The sequence below is a fragment of the candidate division WOR-3 bacterium genome, assembly GCA_011052815.1.
Classification (GTDB): Bacteria; Hydrothermota; Tepidihabitantia; order SM23-42; family SM23-42; genus DRIG01.
The window spans coordinates 57,044-68,684 of record DRIG01000023.1 but is presented as its reverse complement, the minus strand read 5'-3'; the positions used below and the strand labels follow the sequence as shown (position 1 = coordinate 68,684).

Below are 11,641 nucleotides of genomic sequence, written 5' to 3'. Positions count from 1 at the left end.
TCGCTGGACAAAGACCTAAGGCGGAAGAGATTATAAGAAAGGTCGTTCGGTTTAGCAGACCTCTGACAGAGGGTACCTCATTGTAGGATATATAAAGTCGTTTGGTGTAGACGGGATTGATGTCTGGTTCACAAAGGTAGCGCCTGAAGCAGAACATTAATGGGTTATTCATGGTGTGTCCTCCTTTCTTTTTGTAACCCAAATTATTAGGAAAGATACACCATTTTTTATTTTTTTAAGAAAAATTTACACACAATTTTAGACATTATCAATATTCTAAAATCTTTTTAGAGAATAATCCGTAAACAACCACTGTGGGGTGGAGAGTAAATGTTGATTATCAATCTTATACCAGGGGTTTAATTCCGGGTCGGATAGGTTCTTTAAAATATGAAAATCCTGCGCCGGCATAAAACTTTGGCCGAGCAGATAGATCTTTTCATTGGTTGATATGTTCTCTGCTGCATCGAGTACAAGCACGGCATGGCCTGGAAACCCGGGCTGAATGATGATGTCCCCCGGCTCAAGATCACATATCGGGACTTCGTCGGCCAGTTGTCTGTTCAGAGAATATGTACCCGCATACATAAAGATAAATTGTAAATAATCAAGGAATGTTTGACGACTGGAATCAACAGAGGCTTTTTTATGCCAGGTTACGGTATTTCCACTCACCTGAGGCCGCAAACCATTGATCCATTTTCTAAATGGGATGATATCTCCGTTGGTCAGCATGAAGTTGATTTCATCAAATTCCTTTTTTGAAAAGAGAAATTCTGCATAGAGCCTGATTACGGCATCAGCGCATTGCTGAAGGTCTTTATCGCCGACGTCGACATTGACCACTGCGTAATGACCGCTTTGATACTCCTTTTTTCGGCCGTTAAACAGATAGATCGGTGGATTTCCTGGTTTCAATGGGATTGCGCGCAACCATTCACCAAAAGTGTCGGCTTTGAGAGCCACACGTCGATAACCCGTCGGCGGGTGGATGATGTTGCAGAGAGCATATTCTGGAATATATCTTTCCAGCCAGGGATAAGGATTTTTATATTGGACGAAGATATATTGACCTTGGTTGTCGATTTCATAAACCAATTCTTTTTTCATCGCCGTAAAGAGATCATAACCCTGTTTTATGTTGGTCCAGAACATAAGAAGTGAGCTGTCTTCAGCAGTGGATTGCCTGAGCCACAACCAGTTATCCTGATCCATTTTGCAGGGAAAGATGTAAACGGGAATCTTCTGCTGGCCGTTCGATTTCACATCCACACAGGTTATATAGAGTTCTTCGATTGCATCATCACCGAGAGGGATACAGCCGATTGTAACGTTGCTGCCGTGAATTCTGATTTCACCGCCTAAATGTTCTTTTTTTCCGAGGATACTGTCTGATCGGTTCGGATAATTTATCTTGAGTGAAAGATGGAAGTTTGAGACCGGATTAAAGTTATTGATGTAATAAAACCCTTCGGGTATCTGAAGGTCACCCTGTTTTCGTTTTGGTCCCAGTGTGCCGGAAAAACCGGTGAAGGGGTACTGCTTGATCAAAATAAAATTTCCCGTGGTTTCAGCCCGTGCCCACAGCTCCAGAGATTGTTCTTTTTTGAAGACAGTAAGTAGTATATTATACGGTGGATATTCAATTCCTTTACTTATAAACAGTGAATCAAGATAATGCCGGCAGTTTACACGTGCCTGGCGTACCCGGGAATAGAGTTCTTGTTGTTCTTTGAATGTTGTTTGATTTAAAATAATGAATACAATCGATAATATCAAAGCCATTGATTCCTGCAGTACCGCAAGATTATAACCCGGCAGATAAGTTTGTCAATATTCAGGCTGAGAAGTTTCTCTTTGCCCTTTTGCGGCTGACTGGAGAAATTATTCGCCGCTTATTTTATAATGAGATTTTTTTCCGTCCATATTTACATAATAGACTTCCACGCGGGAGTATTTATTTCTCATCCAGACAACAAGACTTCCTTTTAACCTTTTCATAACCCGATTGGGGGGGATACGGTCATAAGAGTAACGGCGGTTGTTGGTGATGAAGATCGCCGGGTTTTTCAGATAGCCGGGGACACTGCGCCAGTTTAACACCACTTTACTGAAGGAAAAAGGATTTTTGTGATTGAAGACATTGTCAAAAGGTTTGTTCTCCCAGAGTTTTTCCAGCTTTCCGTTGAGATAACGTTCATCATAGTTTTTCCCCCAGCGGTGTTTTAAATCGTATTCCGGAGCGTACGAAAGAAGATCGTCGGCGAGGTTTCTCATCATGACCTTAAGCTGGGCTTCCCGTGCACGTTTTATCGAGTTACTTACATTCCAGGTAACCAGAGAACTGAGGATACCGATGATCGCGACGACGACAAGAATTTCAACCATTGTGAAACCGTTCTTTTTCTGTTTTCTTTTTATTTTCATTTCAACACCTCCGGTACAGGATTCTTTTTTGATACCCATAAGGCTTTTAGTTGATGTTTTTCAGGTGCCGGACAATAGACAAAGGTGTCCTGATCTTTTATCTCTATACGATAAGGAAGGCCACTTACAGGACAGACAATTGATTCAGAAGGTAATTCCCCCTGCTGGAGAAGCTCCGCGATATCAGAGAGATTAGAGAGGCATAGAATTGCATCTTTGGTTAAATCGGGAATCGTTGATTCTTCTGAAGGGGTGTTAAAGAATAATAACTTTACGAGAATTACGCTATTAGCAAGAATCAAAGCCGAACAGGCGATTAACAAAGCCCATTTAAATACCGATAAAAACTTACTCTTTGTTTCCGGCGTTGTCGTTTCTTCTTCTTCTTTGCTCTGGATAATCTTTTCCTCTTCAATTTCGATTTTACACTGCCGGCAGAGTCCATCGGAAACTTCGGTACTGTCCAAGATTTTACCGCATCTTCTGCATACTTTTTCTGAACCTTCTCTGGCGACGTCGTCATTCCTGATATTATTTTCCATATTACCTCCTCTTATAATTTTGACTGAAAAATTTATTGATTCTTAATAAAAGTAATTTTTTCTTGATGGGTTTCGTGATGTAATCCACGGCGCCGAGTTCAAGCCCTTTTATTTCATCCTCAGGGGCGGAGCGGCCTGTCAGAAAAATCACCGGTGTTTCAATCCCTTTCTGATTTTTCACCTCCAGTAATTTAAACCCATCAAGATTGGGCATATTTATGTCCGAGATAATGAGATCATACTCATTCTTACTTAAAGCGACGAGTGCGTCGATTCCGTCCTCAACAGAGGTTATTTCATACCCTTGATTCTGTAAGATCGCCTTCAGCAGGGCGTGGATTTCCGGGTCATCGTCGACAAGTAATATAGACGGTCTTTTGTCGGTCTTTTCTTCCTGCAGATCTTCAACACGGGATTTTGAAGTTTTCCTTATGTTCCTTATTTCCTCCACCAGAACTTTCTCGTATGCATCCCGTGGCGCAAAGATATGTTTTCGAATCTTTTCCACTGCGTGGTGACTTATCAAAAAACCGCCGGATTTTCTGTGATATTCTCTGATTTCCGCAACAGTTGCACCGGTTCTGATCATGTCGCTGATTTCCCGTCCGAAGGTCAAAATCTCGTAGACACCTTCTCTACCCCAATACCCGATGTTGTTGCACTTCGGACAGCCGACCGGATGGGCTACGAATTCAGGTATTTCATCTGTGAACGGCGCCAGCATATTCTTCTCTTCATTTGAAATCGGAACGATCTTTTTGCAGTGAACACAGAGTTTTTTGACGAGTCTTTGAGCGACTATACACAATAGCGCATCCGCCATAACGGTTCTGTCAATCCCCAGTCTTTCCAGCCGAAAGATGGCGGTCGTCGTATTGGTGGTATGTAACGTGCTGACGGTTAGATGGCCGGTACTTGCGAAGTCTACAGCCATGCGTGCTGAATACGGGTCTCTGATTTCGCCCATAAATATTACATCCGGATCCTGCCTGACCACTGATTTTAGGAGCGCTTCAAAAGTAACACCGGCTTTTTCATTAACCTGTTGATGATTTGCAAAAGGAATGCGGTATTCAACCGGATCCTCGATTGTGACCAGGCTTCTTGCTTTACAATCGATCTGGGATAAGAGACTGTAGATCGTGGTGGTTTTTCCTGAACCTGTAGGCCCGACTATCAGGATAAGACCGTGGGTTCTTCTGGTCATATCAATCATTGTTTTTGTCTGTTCTTCAGTCATCCCGAGTTCGGTCAACTTTTTCGGTTTTACATTCGGCTCCAGAAGTCTGATGATGAGGCTCTCTCCATCAGGGGTGGAAGTCGTCGCCAGTCGTAATTTGAAATTTCGATCACTTATCACTGCTTCCACTGAGCCATCCTGGGGTTTGTGTTTCTCCGCTATGTCCATATCAGCGATTACCTTGAACCGATTGATCAACATCACACCGGTCTTTTTTTTCAAAGTGAAAAGGTCGTGCATATCTCCGTCAATACGGAAACGGACGACCGTTTTATCTTTTTTTGGTTCAATGTGGATATCACTCGCCCGTTGGGCCACGGCTGTCTGAAGAATGTTGTTTGCAATGGAGAGGATCGGGAATTCATCCATATCCTCTTCCCGGGCAGAAGCGGTTTCTTTGACTTCAGGAAGTCGCGTGAGTTTATCCTGATCCTTCTTAAATGAAAGTTCCTTGTCTACGGTGCTGGTGTCGCCTGTTCCGCTTTTGAGGAATGCTTCGATATTTTCCGGTTTGGTTATGACAAGTTTGAGTGGTTTATCTTCAGGTTTTTTTAACTTTTCTATGATATCCAGCAGCTCAAGGTCAAAGGGATTGCTCAGAACGAAAACACGGTTACGGCTGTTGCTTTTTACTGCCAAAACATGATTCGTCCGACAGAACGGCACCGGTAGAACACCGAGTTCCACGGTTGACGGATCGATATAGTCAAGATACGGCAGGTCAAGGAAAGCTGCGATGTAGCGGGCGATCTTTTCATTCGTTACACCGAGTTCCGCAGCAGCGGAATAAATTTCCGTATGGGTTATCATCGCAAGTTTATATTCTTCTTTGACGGATAAATTCAGTTGTTTTTTTAAAAATTCTTTGAATCGGGTGAAGTTGAATGATGCCAGCCGAGTACCGGTACGAAAAGAGACCTTGCGTAAACTCTGCCACTGTCGTTGTGTTTTCAGGTGTTTTTCGATCTTTTCGATAAGAATTTTTTTATCAATCGGTTTCACTAAATAATCCACTGCACCAACTGAAAATGCTTTTGCTTTGTTGTGCTCTTCTTTAAGACCGGTGACGAAGATCACCGGGATGAAAGCGGTTTCGCTGTCGGCTTGGAGCCTGGCACAGAACCGATAACCGTTCATTCCCGGCATCATGACATCAAGAAGAATGATATCCGGTTTTGTTTCTGACAGTACTTCCCATGCCTTAATACCGCTGTCTGCGGTGATAACCCGATAGTTGTGCTTGGTCAGCAGGCGTTCGAACAACGCGAGAAGGTCACGGTCGTCATCGACCACCAGAATCAATGGTTGTTCTTCTTTATTCATACACGATCTCTAAATGATCGAGATAATCTTTCAATTCGGTTAGGCATGCCGTGATTGTTTCACGGGATTTATCCTTAGCTGCCTGTTCCAGCTTCTTACCGATTTCAGATATCAGATTAAAACCATAACCACCGCCAGAACCCTTCATGCTGTGGCCGAGTGTCTGGATTATGGAGAAATCATCATTTTTCAACGCTTCTGTGATAGACTCGATGTCTTTATGGCGGTTTTTAAGATAACCCGGAATCAATTCTTTGAGTTCTTCGTCGATATGAACTTCGACGTGTTTTTTATTTGAATTTTCTTGATTCCCTGTCATAAATTTTCTCCTGTATATTTTTTAATTATTTCCAGGAGTTTAACTTTTTTAATAGGCTTTGACAGATGAATGTCGCATCCTGCATCAAGGCTCTTTTGTATCTCTTCTTTCAACGCGTGAGCGGTGAGGGCGATAATGGGTGTGTGTTTCAATCCCTTTTCTTTTTCCAATTTACGGATTTCTCTTGTCGCCGTATAACCGTCCATCACCGGCATCTGCATATCCATAAGAATGATATCATATTTGTTCTTTTTGAACTTTTCAACACCGATTGCTCCGTTTTCCGCTATATCGATGCGGCAGACGATTTTTTTCAAGTACGCCTGAATCAAAAAGCGGTTGTCTTCTGAATCTTCAACAAGCAGGATATTGGGAGCAGAGGTGCTTTTTCGATGGTCCTTTTTTTTCTTTTTGTCTTTTTTCGCTTTAACTTTGGCTTTACCCAGTGCCACCTTGATTGCATTCTGTAATTCTGATTTTTTTATCGGCTTCACCAGATAGGTTGCGATATTCAATTCACGGCATTTCGCGATATCTCCTTTGCGTCGGTCTGAGGTGAGCATCATAATGGTCGTTTTTGTTTCTCCAAGGATCTCATTGATCTTTTCAACAACTTCGAATCCTCCCATGCCGGGCATTCGGCAGTCCAGCAGGATGAGGTCGTAGAAATTGTCTGTTCTTGATGCTTTTTTCACTAAGGCGACGGCTCGTGCGCCGTTTTCCGCCTCGGTCACCTCGGCACCCCAGCCGTTGAGGAGTTCCCTCAGGATTAGCCGATTGGTGGCGTTGTCGTCGACGACGAGAATGCTGACACCATTGAGATTGATAAGGGGTGTTGTTTTTTCTTCTTCTATCTTTTTTGCAATCCCGAATTTTGCGGTGAACCGAAAGGTACTTCCTTTTCCTACTTCACTTTCGACCCAAATTTTGCCGTTCATCAGTTCAACCAGTTTTTTGGAGATGGCGAGTCCTAAACCGGTACCGCCGTATTTTCTGGTCGTGGATGCATCAGCCTGTGTGAAGGTGTCGAAGATCGTGTTTAATTTATCTTCAGGTATCCCGATGCCGGTGTCTGATACCGAAAAGAGGATGGTTACAGAATTTTTTTCTCCGTCTTTCTTTTCTTTAAGTTTTTCAATCCTGATGACGACTTCACCTTCTTCGGTGAATTTTATCGCATTACCCACGAGATTCACGATGATCTGACGCAGCCGGATGGGATCTCCGACCAGTTCAGTAGGAACATCGGACTTCAAATAGCAGGTGAGCTCGAGATTTTTTGTATGGGCGCGAAGCGCCATTATTTCACACGTCTTTTCAATTAGGTCGTTCAGATTAAAGTCGATATTTTCGAGTTCGATCTGGCCGGCTTCGACTTTGGAAATGTCAAGAATATCATTGATTATATTGAGAAGATTCTCTCCGGCATTGCGGAATATCTTCACGTACTGCTGTTGTTCGGGGGTCAAGTCGGTCTCCCACAACAGGTCCGCCATTCCGATGATCGCATTCATCGGCGTTCGTATTTCATGGCTCATGCTCGCGAGAAATTCTGATTTTGTACGAGACGCCTGAAGTGCCACTTTACGGGCTTCAACCAGTTCAGCCTCAATACGTTTACGTTCGGCTATCTCCTTTTTTAAATCAGCATTCAATGATTCAAGTTCTTTCTTAGACTTTTCCAGAGCCTGATTCTGTTCTTTGAGGATGTTCGAGGTGCGTGTCGCTTCATTCAACGAATATTTTATTTCATCCTGGGCGACGAGGAAGTCAATGGTGCGGTCATTCTCGGGAAAATCTTCAAACGAGAGGGTGGAAAGTTCTTCGGTGGTTTTTACATCTGGCGTTGCCATGAGTAAAAAACCTTTTTCTGTTTCAAGCCAGTAGCCGATGAGATTCACCGGTGCTTTTTTATTCAACAGGATGAAATTAAAACGTTTTCCCTGGTGCTTTTTTAGTCCGCTCACGGTTATCTTTTTTATGGGTGTTTTTGAAGTCAGGACATCCGATATTTTTCTGCCGATAATTTTTTTGTCTCTTTTGATGACGGCTTTACTCGCCCATTTGATGATGAGTTTCTTATCTGTAAGGATAATAAAAGGGGCAAAGGTTGTCAATTGTTCTGGAATTATCCGGATTGACTTATCTGTTTTTTTCATGAAAAGGTTACCTCCATAATGCAGTTGGGGTCACCTTTGTGTACACAGGCGATCTCCTGTACTTTCAGCTTTTCATTGAACAGAATGCCTACTCCGAGAATCAATCCACGCAACACCGCACAGAGATTTCGTTTTGAATGATAGCACATCCGTAGTTTACCGTCGGACGTCTCTTCATAATCAAAATGGGGCGGTTTTGCATTGGTGATGCTGCGCGTCGCCTGTTCATGAACTTTTCCCATGTTGAGAAGAAATTCCCGGGCCGTGGAACCCGCCAGTTTGAAATATGTGGGATAATATTTCTTCAGGGTGTTGGGAACCATAAACTTTCCGTATTCAACCATTACTGTTTCCTCGTCCCTTCCTGAGACCTCGGCAGCCGCTTTAATAAGTGCGATGGTCATTTCATCGGGGTAATCAAGGCTGATTGCAAAGAACGGTTCATTACACCCGGCTTTTTCTTTCACTGTATTCCAGGCATCTGTACCGTACATACTCTCGACCATTTCCTGAATGCCTTTATTTATTATGCCTTTCATCGTGGCTCACCTCCTTTTCAACGAACAATGGTTGTTTGTCCGTTTTTCTGTAATTAATTGATTTTTGAAGGACACTGTTTTCTTTTGGCTTCTGCTTCTCTTTCATCTTTATTGACTCCGTTCTTAAGTCGCTTGTTGAACTTTAAAATATACTCGACAGCCCATTATTTAAAAATGGAATATTATACGTAGAATTACATAGGTAGAATTACAGATAATGTTTCACACCCGCAGTCAGAAGTTTTTCGATAAAAAGGGCTTGACAAATCAAAAAAAATTGATAGAATATTATAGACTGACGGTCGGTCTATAATATTATTCCCTAAACCGACGGTCGGTCTAAAGGAGGAATTATGGTTAAGCAGGGACAAGATTACCGGGTTCGCCGGCAGGAGATTATTGATACTGCCCGACGATTGTTCTTCCAGAAAGGCTATGAGACCACCACTGTTCAGGATATAATCGATGCCCTTGATATTGCAAAGGGTACTTTTTATCATTATTTCAGTTCCAAGATGCAATTGCTCGATTCTCTGGTTGAGGAGATGGTTACTGAAATGTCGCGGCAATTGCAGCTGATTGCGGATTCAAAGAAAAGTGCAATAGAAAAGATAAATGAAATATTTCGCGCTGGAACCGGCTACAAGGTAAAAAATATTGACCTCTTTCTTATATTCTTAAAGACCCTTTACCAGGAAGAGAATTACTTGCTGCGTGCGCGGATGTTTGAACGTTCGATTGAAAAAAATTCAGGGATAATTGAAAAGATTGTTAAGCAGGGTATAAAAGAAGGTGTGTTCAATACCTCGTACCCTGAATATATGGGCGAGATTATAATAAATTTAGGAAGACATATAAATGAAGTTGTCTGCAAAAGTTTGCTCAATGGTGCGACTGATATTAAGAAGATATGTGCACAGACGAGTATCAAGATAAAGATGTATCAGGACTTAATTGAACGCATTCTTGGTGCAGCCAGGGGTTCAATAAAAATATATGTGCCGGGCGAGTTTGAAGAAATAATGCAGTTCTTCTTTGAAAAATTACAGCCCCGGACTGAACCAGATGATAAACAGACAAAAAGAAGATATCGATTATGGTAAAAGGAGGAAATATGTTTAAATATTTACTTGGTTTTATCTTACTTTTTTTGGCAGGTGCAATATACAGCCACCTGGTTTGGGCAGAGGACAATATTACTGCAGGTGAGATTATTAACACTATGACGCAGGCGATGAATCCGGAACAATCAGAAGCAAAGATGAAGATGACGATCACAACCACGTCAGGTGAGGAGCGTTCGTTTTTCTATCACACCTATTCAAAAGGTCGAGGTAAAAAGAGCCTTATGAAATACCTTGAGCCTTCCCGTGTCAAGGGACAGACTATCCTGATGCTCAATGACGGTGACGACATCTGGATCTATTTTCCCAAAAGAAATCATGTGCGTAAACTTGCCAGTCATGCACGCCGGCAAAAACTTGAAGGCAGTGACTTTTCGTATGAGGATATGGGCGGTTCCAATACCTTTGTCGAAGAATACGAATCCGTACGTCTGGAGGACGAGAAAAAGGAAGGGCGTCAATGTTATAAACTGGAATTGAGCCGTAAACCAGAGAGTGACGCCGGTTACTCGCGGATTATTGTCTGGGTCGACAAAAAAACGTTTGTGCCGATTGTCATTGACTATTTCCATGATGATGATCCCGAGCTGCGTGAAAAGCAACTCATCTGCACGGACATAGAACTTATCGACGGCATCTATACGCCGATGAAATTTACGATGTACAACAAACTCGACGATACCAAGACGACTATGGAAATCATAGAGATTAATTATAATGTTGATTTACCAGACGCGTTATTCACTGAGGAAGGAATGAAACAATGAAGAATCTATGTAATAAGAACTGGATTATTGAATTGATAATCATTTTGGTTCTGATCCTGCCTTTAGCCGGGCTATATGGCCAGGTTGAGATTTACGGTTATTTTGAACCACAATATGCCGGATATTTACTGAACCGTGATTACAACCAGACCGGCTATGGAAAACTACGTATCGATTTAAAAAATACCGAAAACAAAAATGTGCGTTTTGGAGCAGACCTCATCTATCTTCATTACTTTGGTCTACGCCACTGGAATATTTTAGATTTTTTGCCGGATGAGATCGCCGATTCAATTCCGCCTGAGATGCAGCCCTATTATGAGAGTTATTTCAATGACACAATATATCTGGACAATGCCTATGTCCGCCTGAATGTTCCTAAGTTTGCTTTTATGATTGGTAAACAGCAGATTTCGTTTGGCACTGGTTATTTTGCCAATCCCACTGATCAATTAAACATCAAAGATGCGCTCGATCCAACCTATGAACAGTCCGGCCACAATGCGCTCAGAATAGAGATATACCCGGTGCCACGTATCAGTATTACTGCACTTTACACGCCGATCAATGCTGATTGGCAGCAATCAGGTAAACTCGGTCGGGTAAAACTCGGACTGGGACATTTTGATATTTCAGCTATTGCATATCGATTCTGGCATACAACGACCGATTTTTATACATTCCAGTCTGCTACGGAAGAACGAACCATGCTCGGTGCTGATTTTGTGGGAGAACTGCTCGGCTGTGGAGTGTGGGGTGAAGGTGTTTATAATGTTATGGCTGATGAAGGAGAGAATTCTTATGAGTGTCTGGCAGGTGGTGATTACACCTTTAAGAATGGTTTTTATATAATGTTCGAGTATCATCACAACTCGATTGCAAAAGATGATTACCATAATTATGACCTCAATGATTGGATGCGTTATATCACAGGGGAGGTCAAAACAATCTCACGCGACCAGTTATATGGTCTTACGCAATACCCCATTACTGATTTAACCACTGTAGGCAGTATGTTCATTTTCAGTATTAGTGATCAGAGTGTGGTATTGGTGCCGATGATAAACAGCAGTCTCTTTGAAAACATCGATCTCGCTTTGATGTTCAATATATTTATTGGTGCTGAAGGCAAGGCATTCAATCATAATTTTGGAAACAGCGGTCTGCTGCGTGCTACGGTTTACTTCTAAACTATAAATTG

General features: G+C 42.3%; 10 protein-coding genes. 3 read left to right on the top strand and 7 right to left on the bottom strand.

What is annotated here, in order from left to right; all coding sequences use genetic code 11:
* Window positions 1-276: 276 nt before the first annotated feature.
* The 7 genes from ENI34_02055 to ENI34_02025 all read right to left on the bottom strand — a co-directional run bounded on the left by ENI34_02055 (window position 277) and on the right by ENI34_02025 (window position 8,549).
* A complete protein-coding gene (locus tag ENI34_02055; protein HEC77910.1) occupies window positions 277-1,785 on the bottom strand; it encodes a hypothetical protein in 1,509 nt (502 codons plus the stop codon).
* A gap of 99 nt (window positions 1,786-1,884) precedes the next feature.
* Window positions 1,885-2,466 carry a type II secretion system protein gene (locus ENI34_02050; protein ID HEC77909.1) on the bottom strand — a complete coding sequence of 194 codons (582 nt, stop codon included), beginning with the start codon at window positions 2,464-2,466 and terminating at the stop codon, window positions 1,885-1,887.
* Window positions 2,424-2,969, bottom strand: a complete 546-nt coding sequence (locus tag ENI34_02045) for a hypothetical protein (protein HEC77908.1) — start codon at window positions 2,967-2,969, stop codon at window positions 2,424-2,426. The genes ENI34_02050 and ENI34_02045 overlap by 43 nt, the downstream gene beginning before the upstream one ends.
* 1 nt (window position 2,970) lies before the next feature.
* Entirely contained in the window at window positions 2,971-5,532 is a 2,562-nt protein-coding gene (locus ENI34_02040) for a response regulator (GenBank protein ID HEC77907.1), read from the bottom strand.
* Window positions 5,525-5,851 (bottom strand): Hpt domain-containing protein, encoded by a 327-nt coding sequence (locus ENI34_02035; protein HEC77906.1) that lies wholly within the window; start codon window positions 5,849-5,851, stop codon window positions 5,525-5,527. Before ENI34_02035 ends, ENI34_02040 begins: the two co-directional genes overlap by 8 nt.
* Window positions 5,848-8,010 carry a response regulator gene (locus ENI34_02030; GenBank protein ID HEC77905.1) on the bottom strand — a complete coding sequence of 721 codons (2,163 nt, stop codon included), beginning with the start codon at window positions 8,008-8,010 and terminating at the stop codon, window positions 5,848-5,850. Before ENI34_02030 ends, ENI34_02035 begins: the two co-directional genes overlap by 4 nt.
* Entirely contained in the window at window positions 8,007-8,549 is a 543-nt protein-coding gene (locus ENI34_02025; GenBank protein ID HEC77904.1) for a heme NO-binding protein, read from the bottom strand. The genes ENI34_02030 and ENI34_02025 overlap by 4 nt, the downstream gene beginning before the upstream one ends.
* A gap of 353 nt (window positions 8,550-8,902) precedes the next feature.
* Between ENI34_02025 and ENI34_02020 the strand changes: the two genes are divergently transcribed.
* The 3 genes from ENI34_02020 to ENI34_02010 all read left to right on the top strand — a co-directional run bounded on the left by ENI34_02020 (window position 8,903) and on the right by ENI34_02010 (window position 11,630).
* On the top strand, window positions 8,903-9,652 hold the full coding sequence (locus tag ENI34_02020; protein HEC77903.1) for a TetR/AcrR family transcriptional regulator: 750 nt from the start codon (window positions 8,903-8,905) through the stop codon (window positions 9,650-9,652).
* Window positions 9,653-9,897: 245 nt separating this feature from the next.
* On the top strand, window positions 9,898-10,440 hold the full coding sequence (locus tag ENI34_02015) for an outer membrane lipoprotein-sorting protein (protein ID HEC77902.1): 543 nt from the start codon (window positions 9,898-9,900) through the stop codon (window positions 10,438-10,440).
* Entirely contained in the window at window positions 10,437-11,630 is a 1,194-nt protein-coding gene (locus ENI34_02010) for a hypothetical protein (protein HEC77901.1), read from the top strand. Before ENI34_02015 ends, ENI34_02010 begins: the two co-directional genes overlap by 4 nt.
* Window positions 11,631-11,641: the final 11 nt, after the last annotated feature.

Coding starts and splice junctions, on each gene's coding strand:
- ENI34_02055 (HEC77910.1), bottom strand. CDS start 1,785: ATGGCTTTGATATTATCGATTGTATTCATTATTTTAAATCAAACAACA.
- ENI34_02050 (HEC77909.1), bottom strand. CDS start 2,466: ATGGGTATCAAAAAAGAATCCTGTACCGGAGGTGTTGAAATGAAAATA.
- ENI34_02045 (HEC77908.1), bottom strand. CDS start 2,969: ATGGAAAATAATATCAGGAATGACGACGTCGCCAGAGAAGGTTCAGAA.
- ENI34_02040 (HEC77907.1), bottom strand. CDS start 5,532: ATGAATAAAGAAGAACAACCATTGATTCTGGTGGTCGATGACGACCGT.
- ENI34_02035 (HEC77906.1), bottom strand. CDS start 5,851: ATGACAGGGAATCAAGAAAATTCAAATAAAAAACACGTCGAAGTTCAT.
- ENI34_02030 (HEC77905.1), bottom strand. CDS start 8,010: ATGAAAAAAACAGATAAGTCAATCCGGATAATTCCAGAACAATTGACA.
- ENI34_02025 (HEC77904.1), bottom strand. CDS start 8,549: ATGAAAGGCATAATAAATAAAGGCATTCAGGAAATGGTCGAGAGTATG.
- ENI34_02020 (HEC77903.1), top strand. CDS start 8,903: ATGGTTAAGCAGGGACAAGATTACCGGGTTCGCCGGCAGGAGATTATT.
- ENI34_02015 (HEC77902.1), top strand. CDS start 9,898: ATGAAATACCTTGAGCCTTCCCGTGTCAAGGGACAGACTATCCTGATG.
- ENI34_02010 (HEC77901.1), top strand. CDS start 10,437: ATGAAGAATCTATGTAATAAGAACTGGATTATTGAATTGATAATCATT.